Here is a 17,376-nt window from a genome sequence, read left to right on the forward strand (position 1 = left end):
ACCCGTTCGATCCTCCTGGAGAGCAGCCGCGCGGTCCGCGGTCGCCCCGGCGCCGTCGTCGTGCCGAGCGTGCCCGATCGCCCCATGCTGGGACGCACCATGACGACAGAACCGACCACGACCGACGACCCGACGGTGACCGACGCACCGACGGTGACCGACGACCCGACCGTCGCCGCCGATCCGCCCACGGGCCCCACCGCGTCGATCGCGTCCACCGGACCCGAGCCCCTCCCCGTCCCCGTCGCCGAGTACGCGGTCGTCGGCGACGGGCGCACGACCGCGCTCGTCTCCCGCCGCGGCTCGGTCGACTGGCTGTGCCTGCCGCACGTCGACTCGGCGGCGTGCTTCGCACGACTGCTCGGCACGGAGGACAACGGCCGCTGGCTGCTGACCGTCCCCGACGCGCACGAGGTCACGCGTCGCTACCTCGACGACTCGTTCGTCCTCGAGACGACGTACCGCTCCCCCACCGGCACCGCCGTCGTCACCGACTCGATGCCCATCTCCGACGGACGGGCGGACCTCGTGCGGCACGTGCGGTGCACGCGGGGCACGGTGCGCGTCGAGCACGAGTGGGTGGTGCGCTTCGGCTACGGCGGCATCGAGCCGTGGGTCACGCGCACGGGCGGTCCCGACGCGCGGATCCGCGCGGTGGCCGGACCGGACGCGCTCGTCCTGCGCGGGACGCGCCTGCCGCACGCCGACGACCACCGGCACCGCGACGCGTTCGAGCTGCGGGAGGGCGAGGAGCTCGAGCTCGACCTCACGTGGTCACGCTCGTGGGAGCCGGTGCCACCGCCCCTGGCGGCGGCGACCCGCGTCGACACGACGCGCGTCGCGTGGGGGCTGTGGGCGCGCGGCGCACGGTACGCGGGGCCGCACCGCGAGGCCGTCGTGCGCTCGCTGCTCGTGCTGCGGCTCCTCACCGACTTCGAGACGGGCGGCATCGCCGCCGCGGCGACGACGAGCCTGCCCGAGGACTTCGGCGGCGCACGCAACTGGGACTACCGCTACTGCTGGCTGCGCGACGCCGCGATGACGCTCGAGGCGCTCCTCGAGCAGGGGTTCCGCGACGAGGCGACCCAGTGGCGCGACTGGCTGCTGCGCGCCGTCGCCGGCGACCCCACCGACCTGCAGATCATGTACCGCGTCGACGGCGGGCGTGACCTGCCGGAGCGTGAGCTCGGACACCTGCCGGGCTACGCCGGCTCCCGCCCGGTGCGGCTCGGCAACGCCGCGGTCGGCCAGGTCCAGAACGACGTGCTGGGCGAGGTCATCTGCGCGCTGCACGAGGCGCGCCGTGCCGGGATCACCGAGTCCGCGGACTCGTGGTCGCTCCAGCGCCACCTCCTCGAGGCGCTCCTGCGGCGCTGGCGCGACCCGGACCGCGGGATCTGGGAGGTGCGCGGCGACCCCCGGCACTTCGTGCACTCGAAGGTCATGGCCTGGGCCGCGGTCGACCGCGCGGTACGCGCCGTCGAGGAGCACGGCCTGTCCGGGCCGGTCGACCGCTGGCGCGCGGCGCGTGCGGAGATCCATGCGGACGTGCTGGCCCACGGCTGGGACGCGGACCGCGGGACGTTCGTGCAGCACTACGGCGCGACGCACACCGACGCCTCGCTCCTGCAGATCCTCCAGGTCGGCTTCCTCCCGCCCGACGACCCTCGCGTCCTCGGCACGCTCGCCGCGGTGCGCGCCGAGCTGGAGGTCGCCCCGGGGCTGCTGCGCCGCTACCGCACCGAACGGACCGACGACGGTGTGCCCGGCGGCGAGCACGCGTTCCTCGCGTGCTCGTTCTGGCTCGCGGAGGCGCTCGCCCGCACGGGGCAGGTCGACGAGGCGTCCGAGGTGCTGGACGGGCTCGTCGGGCTGACGAACGACGTGGGTCTCCTCGCCGAGCAGTACGACCCGGTCGGGCGCCGGATGGCCGGCAACGTGCCCCAGGCGCTGTCGCACCTCGCGCTCGTGCGTGCGGCCCACGCCGTCGGGCTGGCCACGGGCGCCTCGGAGGGACCCGCATGAGCACGGCACCCTGGACCGGTCACGTGACGCCCGGCGGCCCGACCGCGGTGCGCGTGCTCGACGAGGTCGAGCTCCGCAAGGTGTCGGTCGGGCCGATGGACAACAACGCCTACCTGCTGACGTGCCGCCGCGACGGCGCGCAGCTGCTCGTCGACGCCGCCGCCGACCCGGACCGCCTGCTCGCGCTGGTGCGCGAGGGCGACGCGAGCGCACGGCTCGACCTGGTCGTCACGACGCACCGGCACCGCGACCATGTCGGAGCGCTCGCGTCGGTCGTCGCGGTGACGGGTGCGCGCACGGCCGCCGGCGCCGACGACGCGGACGCGATCACCCAGGCGACGGGCGTGCCGGTCGGGCAGCGCCTGCACGACGGCGACCTGCTGGTCGTCGGGCACGTCACGCTCGAGGTCGTCGCGCTGCGCGGCCACACGCCCGGGTCGGTCGCGCTCGCCTACCGCGAGCCCGAGCACACCCACGTCCCGGGCGCGGCGCCCGGCCGGGTGCACCTGCTGACGGGCGACTCGCTGTTCCCCGGTGGGGTCGGCCGCACCACGACCCCGCAGGACTTCACGTCGCTGTACGACGACGTCGTCGCCCGCGTCTTCGACCGGTTCGGCGACGAGACGTGGGTGTACCCCGGTCACGGGCGCGACACGACGCTCGGGGCGGAACGTCCGCACCTCGCGCAGTGGCGCGCCCGGGGCTGGTGACGGCGCGCGCGTGCCGTAGCGCGTCAGGCCTCCGGCGGGCCGAGCACGGACGTGGCCACCGTCGCGTGCGCGGACTCGTCGTCGGACGGGTGGAAGATCCCCGCGAGCACGTCCCGGTAGAGCCTGCCCAGCTCGTTGCCGCTGAAGTACGACCCGCCGCCCGACGCGCGCAGCGCGAGCTCGACGACCTGGCGCGCCGACTCCGTCGCGCGGACCTTGAGCCCCACGAGCTGGGCGAACCAGCGCGCGCCGTGGTCCACCCGCTCGTCGACGTCGCGCGCGAGCGCGAACACCTGCAGCTCGGCGCCGTCCTGCAGCAGCGCGGCGTCGGCAATGCGCCACCGGATGTCGGGGTCCTGCGCGTACGCGCGCCCGCCGTTCTTGAGCGAGGTCCGACGACGCGCGGCCGCGACCGCGAGCTCGACCGCGCGACGCCCGATACCCGTGTAGACCGCGCCGAGCAGGATCTCGAACACGGAGAACAACGCGAACATGAACGAGTCGGCGGACGGCCCGGCGGGCAGGCTGCGGTACACACGCCCGGGCGGCGCGTAGGCGCCGTCCAGCACGGTCGTCGTCGACTGCGTGGCACGCATGCCCAGCGTGTCCCAGTCGTCCTTGGCCGTGACGCCCTCCCGCCCGACGACGCCGTGGACGAGGCGCGGGTCGGCCGGGTCCGAGTCGTCGAGACCGAACGTCGCGAGCCGCGTCCACACGGGCGACAGGGACGTGAAGATCTTGGTGCCGAAGAACCGGTAGCCCCCGTCCGCCTGGCGCTCGGCGCGGGTGCGCGAGCCGAACATCACCAGGTCGTTGCCGGCCTCCGAGTTGCCGAACGCGAACACCTCACCGTCCGCCGCGTCCTGCAGGACGAACTCGAATGCCTCGTCCCCGCGCTCGACGAGCTGCGCCGCCAGACCGGTCACGACGAGGTGCATGTTCACGGCCAGCGCCGTCGCGGGCGCCGCGGCGGCGAGCCGGACCTGCTCGCGCGCGACCTCCTCGAGGGTGAGCCCCGCACCACCGAGCCGCTGCGGCACGAACGCCCGCAGGTAGCCGGCCTCCGCGAGCTCCGCGAGGTCGTCGTGCGGGAACGTGTTCTCGCGGTCGTGTGCCGCGGCGCGCTCGTGCACGCGGGTCAGCAGGTCGTCGGTGAGGAGCGTGCGCAGCTCGCGCGCCATGTTCGCCTCGTCTCGTGCTCGGGTCGGTCGGTGATCGGGTGCCGCGGGGTCAGCTCACGAGGTCCGGGTGGGAGCCGGAGCGCTCACCGCGGTCGAGCGCCGCGATCCGCTCGTGGTCCCGCGGGGTCAGCTCGAGGTCCGCCGCGGCGAGGTTCTCGCGGATGCGCGCGGGCGTCACCGACTTCGGGACGACCGCGACGCCCAGGTCGAGGTGCCAGCGCAGGACCACCTGCGCGACGCTCGCGCCGTGCTCACGCGCGATGTCGAGCAGGACGGGATCCTCCAGGACGGCGCCCCGGCCCAGCGGCGACCACGCCTGCGTCACGATGCCGAGCTGGGAGTGCATCGCACGCAGCTCGCGCTGCTGCAGGTACGGGTGCAGCTCGACCTGGTTCACCACGGGCACCTCACCCGAGTCCTGCACGATGCGCTCCAGGTGGTCGGGCTGGAAGTTCGAGACGCCCACCGACCGCACGCGGCCCTCGTCGCGCAGCCGCAGCAACGTGCGCCACGTCGGCACGTACTGCTCCCGCGCCGGAGCGGGCCAGTGGATCAGGTACAGGTCCGGCGCGCCGAGCCCCAGGCGCCCGACCGACTCCTCGAACGCCGCCTCGGCGCGGTCGCCCTGCGCGTCGTTCCACAGCTTCGTCGTGACGAAGACGTCGTCCCGGTCGAGGCCGCTGGCGCGCACCGCGCGCCCCACCGCAGCCTCGTTGCGGTACAGCGTCGCCGTGTCGACGAGCCGGTACCCCGCCGTCAGCGCCTCGGCCACCGCGGGCTGCGCGGCCTCGTCGGACACCTTGTAGACCCCGAAGCCGAGGACCGGCATGCGCATGCCGTCGGCGAGCGTCACGCGAGTCGTCATCCCGCCACTCTGCCACCCGACCAGGCCCGACGCGTGCCGGTGGCCGGTCGGTGTGCGCCATCCCACGTCGCGTTCGGGCAGGATGTCGCCATGGCCACCTTCGCCGTCCGCTACACCTACGACGAGCGCACCGATGCTCGCGACCACTTCCGCCCCGAGCACCGCGCCTACCTCGCGGGCCTCGCCGACGCGGGCGCGCTCAAGGGCTCCGGACCGTGGACGGACGGCGCGCCCGGCGCGCTGCTCGTCCTCGTCGCGGACGACGAGGACCGCCTGCGGGCGATGCTCGCGGACGACCCGTTCCAGCGCGAGGGCCTCGTCGCCGAGACCGAGGTGCGCGGCTGGGACGTCGTGCTCGGTCCCTGGGCCTCCTGACCCCGCCGCACCGGCACGGCACCGACCCCGCGTGCCGCTCAGGGCGTGAGCGCCGCCCGGGCGTCGCGCGCTGACTTCACCAGGCTCACGGCCGCCGTCGTCCCGAGGATCACGACGATCGCGACCAGCGACAGCCAGATCGGGATCTCCGGCGCCCACGCCACGGGCTCACCGCCGTTGATGACCGGCAGCTCGTTCTCGTGCAACGCCTCGAGCACGAGCTTCACGCCGATGAAGCCGAGCAGCACCGCGAGCCCGTAGTTCAGGTAGACCAGGCGCGCGAGCAGGTCACCGAGCAGGAAGTACAGCTGGCGCAGCCCCATGAGCGCGAACAGGTTCGCCATCATGATGAGGTACGGCTCGCTCGTCAGCCCGAACAGCGCGGGGATCGAGTCGAACGCGAACAGCAGGTCCGTCGCGCCCAGCGCGACCAGGACGATCAGCATCGGCGTGATGAGGCGCCGCCCGTTCTCGACGACCGTCAGGTGCACGCCGTGGTACTGCGTGGTCGACGGGAACCAGCGCTGCACGAGGCGCAGCAGCAGGGGCGGGTGGAACTCGTCGGGGCCGTCGTCCGACCCCTCACGTGCGACCTTCCACGCCGTCCACACGAGGAACGCACCGAACAGGTAGAACACCCAGCTGAACGAGCTGACGATCGCCGACCCGAGCAGGATGAACACGGTCCGGAACACCAGCGCCAGCACGATCCCGACGAGCAGCGCCGTCTGCTGGTACTGCCGCGGCACGGCGAACCGACCCATGATCAGCATGAAGACGAACAGGTTGTCGACCGACAGCGAGTACTCGGTGAGCCAGCCCGCGTAGAACTCACCCGCGTACTGGCCCCCCGACGTGACGAGCACTCCGAGCCCGAACAGCACCGCGAGGCCGACGTACAGCCCGAGGTGCCGCAGGCACTCCGCGGTGCTCGGCACGTGCGGCCGGCGCCCCACGATCACCACGTCGACGACCAGCAGGGCGGTCACGATCCCGAGCGAGACCGCCCACACCAGCAGGGAGACGTCCACGTCACTCCTGTCCGGCAGCGACGCGTCGGTCGCTGCGTGTCTTGAGAAGGCTGGCGACCGTCGCGACCGCGAGGGTCCCCAGGATCACCGTGAGCGAGAGCCAGATGGGGATCTCCGGCGCCCACTCGATGTGCTCGCCCCCGTTGATGAACGGCAGCTCGTTGGTGTGCATCGCGTGCAGCAGGAGCTTCACCCCGATGAAGCCGAGGATCACGGCGAGGCCCTGCGAGAGGTACACGAGACGCTCGAGCAGCCCGCCGATCAGGAAGTACAGCTGACGCAGCCCGAGCAGTGCGAACGCGTTCGCGGTGAACACGATGTACGGCTCCTCGGTCAGACCGTAGATCGCGGGGATCGAGTCGAGCGCGAACAGGATGTCCGTCGAGCCGATCGCGACCATGACGAGGAGCATCGGCGTGAGCAGCCGCTTGCCGTCGACCACGGTCGTGAGCCGGTCGCCGTCGTACTCCGTCGTCGTCGGGAAGACGCGACGCACCGCCCGCACGAGGAACCCGTCGCCGACCTCCTTCTCGTCGGACCCGTCGTGGTCCTCCCGCGCGAGCTTGACGCCGGTGTACACGAGGAACGCACCGAACAGGTAGAAGACCCACGACCACCGCTCGATCGCCGCCGCGCCCACGAGGATGAACACGGTGCGCAGCACCAGCGCGATCGCCACACCGATCAGCAGCACCTTCTGCTGGAACGCCCTGGGGACGGCGAACCTCGTCATGATGATGAGGAACACGAACAGGTTGTCGACCGACAGGCTCTTCTCGGTCACGTACCCCGCGAAGTACTCCGCGCCGTGGTCCCAGCCCCAGGACGCGCCGACCGCCACGCCGAACAGCAGCGCGAGGACGATGTAGACCGACGACCACCAGGCCGACTCGCGGAACGTCGGCTCGTGCGGCGTGCGCACGTGCGCGAAGAAGTCGAAGACGAGCAGACCGACGACGCCGGCGGCCGTGAGCAGCCAGACGAGGCTCGAGACATCCATGGACAGACCTCCGGTACGAGTTGTGCGTCAGTACCGAAGGTCTCCCCCGCCCGCGATGCGGGCCGACCGCACCGGGCTCCGTCGGTCGCCACCACGGCGGATCGCCGGGCTGCGACCGGCGGCGTCCGTGATGACGACGCGGCCGATTGTGGGGTACTCCCCTTCACCGTCCGCCATCGTAGGTGACGGATGCCCCACGCGCCGCACGTGTCCACGGCCGCGCGCGTCGGGCCGCTACTGGACGCAGAACTCGTTGCCCTCGGGGTCCTGCATCGTCACCCAGAAGCTGCCGAGCTCCTCCTTCTCGTACAGCCGCCGCGCGCCGAGCGCCTCGAGCTCGCTCGCCCGGGCACGCACTGCGTCCGGACGCTCCTCGCGCGGGAGGTCCGGCCGGACCGTCACGTCGAGGTGCACGCGGTTCTTGCCCGACTTCTCCTCGGGGACCTTCTGGAACCACAGGCGCGGGCCGGCTCCGTCCGGGTCGACCACGGCGTACGCGGAGTCGCGCTCCTCGACCGGGACGCCCATCGCGTCGAGCGCCTCGTCCCACGTCGAGAACGGCGGCGGGGGCGCGTCCTCCACGTAGCCGAGCACCTGCGCCCAGAACCGGCCCAGCGTGGGCGGGCTCGCGGCGTCGAACGTGACCTGGATCCGTGCTGCCATGCTCACTCCTCGTCGTCCTGCGGGTGGGCGGGTGGTGCGTGGGTGGACGCGTCGTGCCGTCAGGCGGTCGCGGCCTGCATCTGCCGCAGCTCCTTCTTCAGGCCCGAGATCTCGTCACGCAGCCGCGCGGCGAGCTCGAACTGCAGCTCACCGGCCGCCGCGTGCATCTGGTCCGTGAGCTCCTGGATCAGCGTCGCGAGCTCACCTGCGGCAGCCCCGGTGAGCCGGGTCCGCTCGTCGGACGGCGCCGCCTTCGAGCCGAACCCGGGGACCGGCGCCTTGCCGCGGCTCGTCTGGCGGCCGCCACCGCCCAGCAGCTCGGCGGTGTCCGCGTCCTCGCGCGCGAGCATGTCGGTGATGTCGCCGATCTTCTTGCGCAACGGCTGCGGGTCGATCCCGTGCTCGAGGTTGTAGGCGACCTGCTTCTCGCGGCGCCGGCTGGTCTCCTCGATCGCGAGCTGCATCGCCGGCGTGACCTTGTCCGCGTACATGTGGACCTGGCCGGACACGTTGCGCGCCGCGCGGCCGATGGTCTGGATGAGCGACTTGCCCGAGCGCAGGAAGCCCTCCTTGTCCGCGTCGAGGATCGCGACGAGCGACACCTCCGGCAGGTCCAGGCCCTCGCGCAGCAGGTTGATCCCGACCAGCACGTCGTACTCGCCGAGCCGGAGCTCGCGCAGCAGCTCGACGCGGCGCAGCGTGTCGACCTCGGAGTGCAGGTACCGCACCCGCACGCCCTTCTCGAGCAGGTAGTCCGTGAGGTCCTCGGCCATCTTCTTGGTCAGAGTCGTGACGAGCACGCGCTCGTCGCGATCCACCCGGTCGCGGATCTCGCCGAGCAGGTCGTCGATCTGACCCTTCGTCGGCTTGACGACGACCTCCGGGTCGACGAGGCCCGTCGGGCGGATGATCTGCTCGACCACACCGTCGGACATCGACAGCTCGTAGTCGCCCGGCGTCGCGGAGAGGTAGACCGTCTGGCCGATGCGCTCGACGAACTCCTCCCACCGCAGAGGGCGGTTGTCGACGGCGCTCGGCAGGCGGAAGCCGTGCTCGACGAGCGAACGCTTGCGCGACATGTCGCCCTCGAACATCGCGCCGATCTGCGGCACGGTCACGTGCGACTCGTCGATGACCAGCAGGAAGTCCTCGGGGAAGAAGTCCAGCAGCGTGTTGGGCGCCGACCCGGCTGCGCGTCCGTCGATGTGCCGCGAGTAGTTCTCGATGCCGGAGCACGAGCCGACCTGCCGCATCAGCTCGATGTCGTACGTCGTGCGCATCCGCAGCCGCTGCGCCTCGAGCAGCTTGTTCTGCCGCTCGAGCTCCGCGAGCCGCTCCTCGAGCTCGGCCTCGATGCCGTGGATCGCGCGTTCCATGCGCTCCGGCCCCGCCACGTAGTGAGTCGCCGGGAAGATCATCATCTCGTCCTCGGCGCGGACCACCTCACCGGTGAGCGGGTGCAGCGTCGCGATCGCCTCGATCTCGTCACCGAAGAACTCGATCCGGACGGCCAGCTCCTCGTACATCGGGATGATCTCGACCGTGTCGCCACGCACCCGGAACGTACCGCGCGTGAACGCCATGTCGTTGCGCGAGTACTGCATCTGCACGAACCGGCGCAGCAGCTGGTCGCGGTCCACCTGGTCGCCGACGCGCAGCGTGACCATGCGGTCCACGTACTCCTGCGGGGTACCCAGACCGTAGATGCAGGAGACCGACGCGACGACGACCACGTCACGGCGTGTGAGCAGCGAGGACGTCGCCGAGTGCCGCAGACGCTCGACCTCGTCGTTGATCGACGAGTCCTTCTCGATGTAGGTGTCCGTCTGCGCGATGTACGCCTCGGGCTGGTAGTAGTCGTAGTACGAGACGAAGTACTCGACCGCGTTGTTGGGCAACAGCTCGCGGAACTCGGTCGCGAGCTGCGCGGCCAGCGTCTTGTTCGGCGCCATGACGAGCGTCGGACGCTGCACCTGCTCGATCAGCCAGGCGGTCGTCGCAGACTTGCCGGTACCCGTCGCGCCCAGCAGCACGACGTCCTTCTCGCCGGCCTGCAGCCGACGCGTGAGCTGGGCGATCGCCTGAGGCTGGTCGCCGGACGGCGTGTAGTCCGACACGACCTCGAAGGGCGCGACGGTCCGCTGGAGCTCCGTGACTGGACGCATGGCACCACGGTACGTCGGACCACCGACACACCCGTCGCCGGCGTCAGTCGCCGGCCACGGGGCTCAGTCCTTGCCGTCGACCAGGGTGACGATCGCGTTCGGGTCCTCGCGCACCACCGCGGCGACGTACCAGTCCATGAAGATCTCGTACGCGCTGAAGCCGAGGAGCTTGCGCTTCGCCATCGGGATGAGCGCGTTGACGCCGCCGTCCTTGGTGCGGAAGAACGTGATCGCGGTCCGGGCCGTGGTGCGGCCCACCGCACGGTCGGTGCGCACCTCGAAGCGGATCAGCTCCGCACCCTCGATGTGGTCACGCAGCGACACCGTCGTCGAGTGCGGAGTGCGTGCCTCGACGCGGAACCGGCCCGCGTCCGAGTCGCCGGACATCGCCGCCTTCTCCGCGAGCTCGAGCATGCGACCCTCGGACAGCGTCGACGACGCGACCGACACCGACGCGCGCGTCTGGACGGGCTTGACCATCCGCTCGTACCTCCTTGTTGCGGCGACCTCTTCGGCACCGGATGTGTCGTCTATCGGTCGTCCGACCGTCGAAGTTGAGCCCCCACCAGGCACAAGGCACTTTCGTCCCCGGTCTGGCGGGACCATAGCGGCTCGGGCGGACGGGCGGAACGGCCGTTCCCAGATCGTGACCGAGAGTGCCTCGGACGCCGCATCCGCTCACCCCGCCGCGTGACGGCGGGCGGCTCAGCCGTGCCGCGCGTCGGTCTCCTCGGCGGCCCGCTCCTGCGTCCGCTCCGTGCACAGCCGGTCCCACAGCTCGTCCACCTGCGCGCGCAGGTCCGCGTCGGTCCCCGACCCGTCCAGGACCACGTCCGCCACCGCCAGGCGCTCGTCGTCGCCGGCCTGCGCCGCGACCCGCGCCTCGGCGTCCTCGCGTGACATGCCGCGCAGCCGCACGAGGCGCTCGACGCGCAGCACCGCCGGCGCGTGGACGACGACGACGAGGTGGAACGAGCCGGCCTGACCCGTCTCGACGAGCAGCGGGATGTCGTGGACGACGACCGCGCCCGGGTCGGCCGTCGCGGCGGCGGCCTCACGCTCGGCCGACAGGCGCCGCACCGCGGGGTGCACGATCGCCTCGAGGGTCCGCCGACGCTCGTCGTCGCCGAACACCACTGACGCGAGCGCGGCACGGTCGAGCGAGCCGTCGGGTGCGAGCACCTCCGCACCGAACGCCTCGACCACCGCGTCGAGCCCGGCCGTCCCCGGCGCCACCGCCTCGCGCGCGAGCGCGTCGGCGTCCACGACGACGGCGCCTCGCTCGGCCAGGCGGCGCGCCGCCACGGACTTGCCGGCCGCGATCCCACCCGTCAACCCGATGCGCTGCATGGGCCCCATCCTGCCCGCACGGGCCGTCCCGCGCCCGCGGCAGGTCGAGGCCGGCCCGGCACACGCCGACGGGCCGGCCACCCGTAGGTGACCGGCCCGTCGTGGAGCGTGCCGCGGGACGAGGCCCGCGGTGCGTTCAGCTGCTCAGTTGCCGGTGAGCTTCTCGCGCAGAGCGGCGAGCGCCTCGTCGGACGCGAGCGTCCCCGTGGCCTCGTCGGTCGACGACGAGTAGGTCGACGGCGCAGGAGCGCTGCTGCCCTCGGGCGTCTGCGCCTCGGCGTCGGCCTTCTGCGCGTCCGCGACCTGCTTGCGGTGCGCCTCCCAGCGCTCGTGCGCGGCCGCGTACTGGGCCTCCCACGCCTCGCGCTGCGTCTCGAAGCCCTCGAGCCACTCGTTCGTCGTCGGGTCGAAGCCCTCCGGGTACTTGTAGTTGCCCTGCTCGTCGTACTCGGCCGCCATGCCGTACAGCGCGGGGTCGAAGTCCTCCGACTCGGGGTCGAAGCCCTCGTTCGCCTGCTTCAGCGACAGCGAGATGCGGCGACGCTCGAGGTCGATGTCGATGACCTTGACGAACACGTCGTCGCCGACCTGCACGACCTGCTCCGGGATCTCGACGTGGCGCACGGCCAGCTCCGAGATGTGCACGAGGCCCTCGATGCCGTCCTCGACGCGCACGAACGCGCCGAACGGGACGAGCTTGGTGACCTTGCCGGGGACGACCTGGCCGATGGCGTGCGTCCGGGCGAAGGCCTGCCACGGGTCCTCCTGCGTCGCCTTCAGCGACAGGGAGACACGCTCGCGGTCGAAGTCGACGTCGAGGACCTCGACCGTGACCTCCTGGCCGACCTCGACGACCTCGGACGGGTGGTCGATGTGCTTCCAGGACAGCTCGGAGACGTGCACGAGGCCGTCCACGCCACCCAGGTCGACGAACGCACCGAAGTTGACGATCGAGGAGACGACACCGGGGCGCACCTGGCCCTTCTGCAGCGTCTGCAGGAAGGTGGAGCGGACCTCGGACTGCGTCTGCTCGAGCCACGCGCGGCGCGACAGGACCACGTTGTTGCGGTTCTTGTCGAGCTCGATGATCTTGGCCTCGATCTCCTTGCCCACGTAGGGGCCGAGGTCGCGGACACGACGCATCTCGACGAGCGACGCGGGAAGGAAGCCGCGCAGACCGATGTCGAGGATGAGGCCGCCCTTGACGACCTCGATGACGGTGCCGGTGACGACGCCGTCCTCCTCCTTGATCTTCTCGATCGTGCCCCACGCGCGCTCGTACTGCGCCCGCTTCTTGGACAGGATCAGCCGGCCTTCCTTGTCCTCCTTCTGGAGGACAAGGGCCTCGACCTCGTCGCCGACCTTGACGACCTCGCCGGGGTCCACGTCGTGCTTGATGGACAGCTCACGGGAGGGGATGACGCCCTCGGTCTTGTAACCGATGTCCAGCAGGACCTCGTCACGGTCGACCTTGACGACGACGCCCTCGACGATGTCGCCGTCGTTGAAGTACTTGATGGTGGCGTCGATCGCGGCGAGGAGGTCCTCGGCCGTGCCGATGTCGTTGATCGCGACCTGCGGCGTGCCGGACTTCGCGGGGGTGGAGATGCTCATGTAGTGGTGGGCTCCGATGCGGACAGGAAGTAGTTCGGACGTGGACGGCGGGCACGTCTCGACGACGGGATCACGTGGATGTGTTCTCGAGGCCCCCGACGGCCCGTCGCGGCTCCCGACGAACGGGAGATCACGCGGGCTCGCGAGAAGAAGGCGCGCGGCACCGCCGTCCACCCTATCGGTGGACGGCGGGACCGGTCAAAGCGTCCCCGGGGAGGTCAGGCGAGCGCGCTGGCCACCGCGAGCAGCTCCGCGGGCACGTGCTTGACCTTGCCCGCGACCTCCTCGAGGGGCACGAGCTCGACCCGGTCGCCGCGCAGCGCGGTCATGACGTTCGAGCGCCCCTGGGACACCGCGTCGATCGCCGCGACGCCGAACCGGCTGCCGAGGATCCGGTCGGTCGGCGTCGGCGTCCCGCCACGCTGCACGTGGCCCAGCACGGTCACGCGCGTGTCGAACCCCGTGCGCTGCTCGATCTCGGCCTTGAGCCGCTCGCCGATCGCGCCGGCGACGATCTCGCCGAACTTGCCGACCTGCGTCTCGTAGTGCATCGCCGTGCCCTCGGCCGGGACCGCACCCTCCGCGACGACGATGATCGAGAAGCTCGCGTGCGCGCGGTGCCGGTGCTTGAGGAACCGCTCGATGCGCTCGATGTCGAACGGCGCCTCGGGCGCCAGCACGATCTCCGCACCACCGGCGATGCCCGCGGTCGTCGCGATCCACCCGGCGTGCCGGCCCATGACCTCGACGATCATGACGCGGTTGTGGCTCTCCGCGGTGGTGTGGATGCGGTCCACCGCGTCGGTCGCGACCGTCACGGCCGTGTCGAAGCCGATGGACTGGTCCGTGCCCCACACGTCGTTGTCGATGGTCTTGGGGATCGCGACGATGTTCACACCCGCCTCCGCCATCTTGCTCGCGGCGTGCAGGGTCCCGTCGCCCCCGATGCAGATGAGCGCCTCGAGGCGCTCGGCCTCGAGAGTCGCGAGCACGGCGTCGATCCCGCCGTCGGACGCGTGCGGGTGGAACCGCGCGGTACCCAGCAGCGTGCCGCCCACGGGCAGGACGTTGCGGATGTCCTTGCGCGTGAGGGGCTGGACGTCGCCGTCGACGACGCCGCGCCACCCGTTGCGGAAGCCGACGATCTGGTGGCCGTACTCCCCCTCGCCTCGCTTGACCACGGCCCGGATGGCTGCGTTCAGCCCCGGGACGTCGCCACCTCCGGTGAGCAGACCGACTCGCACGCGTGCGCTCCTTCGTCGACAACAGGTGGGGGAACAGCGGTCCGCGCGTCGTCGGGCGTCCGTGTGCACGTCAGCCTAACGGCGCGCGGCGCGAGGAGCGCAGACCTTCCGTCCCAGGGACGTCGGCGACACTGGTGGCATGCCCTCCGCCGCGCACGACGACGACCGCCCGGACGAGCTCGCGGAGGTCGCGTTCCGCCACGTCGCGGACGACGGCTCCGCGGGGCGCCGCTGGTGGGACGCGAACGCCGACGACTACCTCGACGAGCACGGCGCGTTCCTCGGGCCGGCCGACTTCGTCTGGTGCCCCGAAGGGCTGCGCGAGGCCGACGCCCGGCTGCTCGGCGAGATCACGCCCGCGACGCGCGTCCTCGAGGTCGGGGCGGGCGCCGCGCAGTGCAGCCGCTGGCTCGCCGCGCAGGGCGCCTCGGTGCTCGCGACCGACGTCTCGCGCTCGATGCTCGCCGCCGGCCGCCGGTACGACGAGGCGGCCGGCGTGCGGGTGCCCGCGGTGGTCGCCGACGCGCGTCGGCTGCCGTTGCCGGACGCGTGCGTGGACGTCGCGTTCACCGCGTTCGGCGCCATCCCGTTCGTCCCGGACGCGCGCGCCGTGCACGTCGAGGCCGCCCGGGTGCTGCGCCCGGGCGGGCGGTGGGTGTTCGCGGTGACGCACCCGCTGCGGTGGGCGTTCCCCGACGACCCCGAGGGCCTGACGGCGATCCGCTCCTACTTCGACCGGCGCCCGTACGTGGAGCTCGGCGCGTCGGGGGCCGTGCTGTACGCCGAGTACCACCGCACGCTCGGCGACCACGTCGCGGACGTCGTCGGCGCGGGCCTGGCGCTGGACCGGGTGGTCGAGCCCGAGTGGCCCGCGGGGCACGACCGCACGTGGGGCGGCTGGGGCCCGGTCCGGGGCGCGCTGCTGCCCGGTACCGCGATCTTCGTGACGCACCGCCCCTGACCCCGCAGGGGGCGTGACGACGGGCGGCCCGGCTCGCGGGCCGCCCGTCGTCACGTGGCACAGCTCAGTGCACGGTGGCCTTCTCCGCGCCGGCACCGGTGAGCGAGCGCACCTCCATCTCCGCGAACTTCTCGGGGTGCGGCTTCTCCTTCGACAGGTACGTGCCGACGATGCCGAGCACGAACGCGAGCGGGATCGAGATGAGCCCGGGGTTCTCGAGCGGGATCACGTGGAAGTCGACCGACGTGTCCTTGATCATCGACAGGCTGTCGCCCGTCACCGGGTCGACCTTGCCCGAGACGACGGGCGAGAACGTGATGAGCACGATGCACGAGATCAGACCCCCGTACATGCTCCACAGTGCACCCGACGTGTTGAACCGCTTCCAGAACAGCGAGTACAGGATCGTCGGGAGGTTCGCGCTGGCTGCGACCGCGAACGCGAGCGCGACGAGGAACGCGACGTTCTGACCGTTGGCGAAGATCCCGCCCACGATCGCCAGGATCCCGATCGCGACGACCGTCATGCGCGCGACGCGCACCTCGCCGTCCGGACGCACCTGACCGCGCTTGATGACGTTCGCGTAGATGTCGTGCGCGAACGAGGTCGCGGCGGTGATCGTGAGGCCCGCGACGACCGCGAGGATCGTCGCGAACGCGACCGCCGAGATCACGCCCAGGAGGACGGTCCCGCCCAGCTCGAACGCGAGCAGCGGCGCGGCCGAGTTCACGCCGCCCGGCGCCGCCTTGATCGCCTCCGGGCCGACGAGCGCACCCGCGCCGTAGCCGAGCACCAGCGTGAACAGGTAGAAGATGCCGATCAGCCAGATGGCCCACACCACCGAGCGCCGGGCCTCCTTGGCGGAGGGCACCGTGTAGAAGCGCATCAGCACGTGCGGCAGACCCGCGGTGCCCAGCACGAGGGCCAGGGCGAGCGACAGGAAGTTGAGCTGGCTGGTCGCGCTCGCGCCGTACTGCTTGCCCGGGCCGAGCAGCGCCTCACCGCCCTCGCCCGCCGCGTCGACCGCGCCCTGCATGACCTCCGACAGGCTGAACCCGAACCGCGCGAGCACCCACAGCGTCATCACGCCAGCGCCGACGATCAGCAGGACGGCCTTGATGATCTGCACCCACGTGGTGCCCTTCATCCCGCCGACCAGGACGTACAGGATCATGAGCGCGCCGACGACCGCGATGACGACGCCCTGCGCGGCCACTCCCTCGATGCCCAGCAGGAGCGCCACGAGGCCGCCGGCGCCCGCCATCTGCGCGAGCAGGTAGAAGAACACCACCGCGAGCGTCGACAGCGCCGCCGCCATGCGCACGGGCCGCTGCTTCAGCCGGAAGGACAGGACGTCCGCCATCGTGAAGCGGCCGGTGTTGCGCAGCAGCTCGGCGACGAGCAGGAGCGCCACGAGCCACGCGACGAGGAACCCGATCGAGTACAGGAAGCCGTCGTACCCGTTGAGCGCGATGGCGCCGCAGATGCCGAGGAAGGACGCCGCGGACAGGTAGTCGCCCGCGATCGCGGTCCCGTTCTGCGGGCCGGTGAAGGACCGCCCCGCCGCGTAGTAGTCCGCGGCGGTCTTGTTGTTGCGCGACGCCCGGAACACGATGACGAGCGTCACGAGCACGAACAGCGCGAAGATCCCGATGTTGACGACCGGCTCACCGACCGTCTTCGACTCCGCCGCCAGGGTCGCCGATCCGACGAGCGCGCTCATGCCACCTCACCCGACCCGAGCTCGCCGTCCTCGATCTTCGCGCGCAGCTCCTCGGCGACCGGGTCCTGCCGGTCGTTGGCCCACCGCGCGTAGATCATGGTGATCGCGAACGTGGACACGAACTGCCCGAGGCCGAACAGCAGCCCGACGGTGATGTTCCCCCACACCTTGGTGGCCATGAAGTCGTGCGCGTAGTCCGCGAGCAGGACGTACACGAAGTACCAGACCAGGAACAGTGCGGTCATGGGGAAGACGAAGCGGCGGAACCGGCTGCGCAACGCCTGGAAGTCGGGGCTGTCCTGGACCACCTGGTACGGGGTCTGGGGTGGTTCGTCGATCATCTCTGACACGCGCGTCTCCTCCCGAACGGGCGAACGGCACCATTGCCGCCGGCCATGAGTGTGACCCACGACACGGCGTCACATCGAGAGACACACCCGACAATTCACCGAAATGCAACACCAGCCGG

Annotated in this window: 16 protein-coding genes; 4 read left to right on the top strand and 12 right to left on the bottom strand. The window is 71.7% G+C overall.

Annotation, left to right across the window (positions count from 1 at the left end; translation table 11 throughout):
- The first annotated feature begins 99 nt into the window (after window positions 1-99).
- Both CBP52_RS04995 and CBP52_RS05000 read left to right on the top strand, forming a co-directional pair.
- Window positions 100-2,025 (top strand): glycoside hydrolase family 15 protein, encoded by a 1,926-nt coding sequence (locus CBP52_RS04995; protein ID WP_094182173.1) that lies wholly within the window; start codon window positions 100-102, stop codon window positions 2,023-2,025.
- A complete protein-coding gene (locus tag CBP52_RS05000) occupies window positions 2,022-2,735 on the top strand; it encodes an MBL fold metallo-hydrolase (RefSeq protein WP_094180068.1) in 714 nt (237 codons plus the stop codon). Before CBP52_RS04995 ends, CBP52_RS05000 begins: the two co-directional genes overlap by 4 nt.
- 23 nt (window positions 2,736-2,758) lie before the next feature.
- On the opposite strand, the gene CBP52_RS05005 is transcribed toward CBP52_RS05000, so the two are convergent.
- Window positions 2,759-3,916, bottom strand: a complete 1,158-nt coding sequence (locus CBP52_RS05005; RefSeq protein ID WP_094180069.1) for an acyl-CoA dehydrogenase family protein — start codon at window positions 3,914-3,916, stop codon at window positions 2,759-2,761.
- A 49-nt stretch (window positions 3,917-3,965) separates the two neighbouring features.
- Window positions 3,966-4,781 carry an aldo/keto reductase gene (locus CBP52_RS05010; RefSeq protein ID WP_094180070.1) on the bottom strand — a complete coding sequence of 272 codons (816 nt, stop codon included), beginning with the start codon at window positions 4,779-4,781 and terminating at the stop codon, window positions 3,966-3,968.
- A 90-nt stretch (window positions 4,782-4,871) separates the two neighbouring features.
- On the opposite strand from CBP52_RS05010, the gene CBP52_RS05015 reads away from it, so the two are divergent.
- Window positions 4,872-5,156 (top strand): YciI family protein, encoded by a 285-nt coding sequence (locus CBP52_RS05015; protein WP_094180071.1) that lies wholly within the window; start codon window positions 4,872-4,874, stop codon window positions 5,154-5,156.
- Window positions 5,157-5,194: 38 nt separating this feature from the next.
- Here the strand turns inward: CBP52_RS05015 and CBP52_RS05020 are convergent, their stop codons facing one another.
- The 8 genes from CBP52_RS05020 to CBP52_RS05055 form a co-directional block, all read right to left on the bottom strand.
- The gene (locus CBP52_RS05020) at window positions 5,195-6,187 is read right to left on the bottom strand and encodes a TerC family protein (RefSeq protein WP_094180072.1); all 993 of its coding nucleotides are present in this window, start codon (window positions 6,185-6,187) and stop codon (window positions 5,195-5,197) included.
- 1 nt (window position 6,188) lies between these two features.
- Entirely contained in the window at window positions 6,189-7,187 is a 999-nt protein-coding gene (locus tag CBP52_RS05025) for a TerC family protein (protein ID WP_094180073.1), read from the bottom strand.
- Between the two features lie 234 nt (window positions 7,188-7,421).
- Complete coding sequence (locus CBP52_RS05030; protein ID WP_094180074.1) at window positions 7,422-7,850, bottom strand: VOC family protein; 429 nt, start codon at window positions 7,848-7,850, stop codon at window positions 7,422-7,424.
- Window positions 7,851-7,909: 59 nt separating this feature from the next.
- Window positions 7,910-10,015, bottom strand: coding sequence for an excinuclease ABC subunit UvrB (gene uvrB, locus CBP52_RS05035; protein WP_094180075.1), 2,106 nt, complete (start codon window positions 10,013-10,015; stop codon window positions 7,910-7,912).
- A gap of 63 nt (window positions 10,016-10,078) precedes the next feature.
- Window positions 10,079-10,495 (bottom strand): hypothetical protein, encoded by a 417-nt coding sequence (locus tag CBP52_RS05040; RefSeq protein WP_094180076.1) that lies wholly within the window; start codon window positions 10,493-10,495, stop codon window positions 10,079-10,081.
- Window positions 10,496-10,720: 225 nt separating this feature from the next.
- Entirely contained in the window at window positions 10,721-11,365 is a 645-nt protein-coding gene (gene coaE / locus CBP52_RS05045) for a dephospho-CoA kinase (RefSeq protein ID WP_094180077.1), read from the bottom strand.
- 144 nt (window positions 11,366-11,509) lie between these two features.
- Window positions 11,510-12,979 (bottom strand): 30S ribosomal protein S1, encoded by a 1,470-nt coding sequence (gene rpsA, locus CBP52_RS05050; RefSeq protein ID WP_094180078.1) that lies wholly within the window; start codon window positions 12,977-12,979, stop codon window positions 11,510-11,512.
- Window positions 12,980-13,197: 218 nt separating this feature from the next.
- A complete protein-coding gene (locus tag CBP52_RS05055; RefSeq protein WP_094180079.1) occupies window positions 13,198-14,223 on the bottom strand; it encodes a 6-phosphofructokinase in 1,026 nt (341 codons plus the stop codon).
- A gap of 139 nt (window positions 14,224-14,362) precedes the next feature.
- Here CBP52_RS05055 and CBP52_RS05060 point away from each other — a divergent pair, with 139 nt between their 5' ends.
- Window positions 14,363-15,184, top strand: coding sequence for a class I SAM-dependent methyltransferase (locus CBP52_RS05060; protein WP_094180080.1), 822 nt, complete (start codon window positions 14,363-14,365; stop codon window positions 15,182-15,184).
- Between the two features lie 64 nt (window positions 15,185-15,248).
- Here CBP52_RS05060 and CBP52_RS05065 read toward each other — a convergent pair whose 3' ends face one another.
- On the bottom strand, window positions 15,249-16,907 hold the full coding sequence (locus tag CBP52_RS05065; RefSeq protein ID WP_094180081.1) for a cation acetate symporter: 1,659 nt from the start codon (window positions 16,905-16,907) through the stop codon (window positions 15,249-15,251).
- Window positions 16,904-17,248: a DUF485 domain-containing protein gene (locus tag CBP52_RS05070; RefSeq protein ID WP_166772029.1), complete on the bottom strand. Its 345-nt coding sequence runs from the start codon at window positions 17,246-17,248 to the stop codon at window positions 16,904-16,906. The genes CBP52_RS05065 and CBP52_RS05070 overlap by 4 nt, the downstream gene beginning before the upstream one ends.
- Window positions 17,249-17,376: the final 128 nt, after the last annotated feature.

It is taken from the genome of Cellulomonas sp. PSBB021, assembly GCF_002240455.1.
In the GTDB taxonomy this organism is placed as follows: Bacteria; Actinomycetota; Actinomycetes; order Actinomycetales; family Cellulomonadaceae; genus Cellulomonas; species Cellulomonas uda.

Coding starts and splice junctions, on each gene's coding strand:
- CBP52_RS04995 (WP_094182173.1), top strand. CDS start 100: ATGACGACAGAACCGACCACGACCGACGACCCGACGGTGACCGACGCA.
- CBP52_RS05000 (WP_094180068.1), top strand. CDS start 2,022: ATGAGCACGGCACCCTGGACCGGTCACGTGACGCCCGGCGGCCCGACC.
- CBP52_RS05005 (WP_094180069.1), bottom strand. CDS start 3,916: ATGGCGCGCGAGCTGCGCACGCTCCTCACCGACGACCTGCTGACCCGC.
- CBP52_RS05010 (WP_094180070.1), bottom strand. CDS start 4,781: ATGACGACTCGCGTGACGCTCGCCGACGGCATGCGCATGCCGGTCCTC.
- CBP52_RS05015 (WP_094180071.1), top strand. CDS start 4,872: ATGGCCACCTTCGCCGTCCGCTACACCTACGACGAGCGCACCGATGCT.
- CBP52_RS05025 (WP_094180073.1), bottom strand. CDS start 7,187: ATGGATGTCTCGAGCCTCGTCTGGCTGCTCACGGCCGCCGGCGTCGTC.
- CBP52_RS05030 (WP_094180074.1), bottom strand. CDS start 7,850: ATGGCAGCACGGATCCAGGTCACGTTCGACGCCGCGAGCCCGCCCACG.
- uvrB (WP_094180075.1), bottom strand. CDS start 10,015: ATGCGTCCAGTCACGGAGCTCCAGCGGACCGTCGCGCCCTTCGAGGTC.
- CBP52_RS05040 (WP_094180076.1), bottom strand. CDS start 10,495: ATGGTCAAGCCCGTCCAGACGCGCGCGTCGGTGTCGGTCGCGTCGTCG.
- coaE (WP_094180077.1), bottom strand. CDS start 11,365: ATGCAGCGCATCGGGTTGACGGGTGGGATCGCGGCCGGCAAGTCCGTG.
- rpsA (WP_094180078.1), bottom strand. CDS start 12,979: ATGAGCATCTCCACCCCCGCGAAGTCCGGCACGCCGCAGGTCGCGATC.
- CBP52_RS05060 (WP_094180080.1), top strand. CDS start 14,363: ATGCCCTCCGCCGCGCACGACGACGACCGCCCGGACGAGCTCGCGGAG.
- CBP52_RS05065 (WP_094180081.1), bottom strand. CDS start 16,907: ATGAGCGCGCTCGTCGGATCGGCGACCCTGGCGGCGGAGTCGAAGACG.
- CBP52_RS05070 (WP_166772029.1), bottom strand. CDS start 17,248: ATGATCGACGAACCACCCCAGACCCCGTACCAGGTGGTCCAGGACAGC.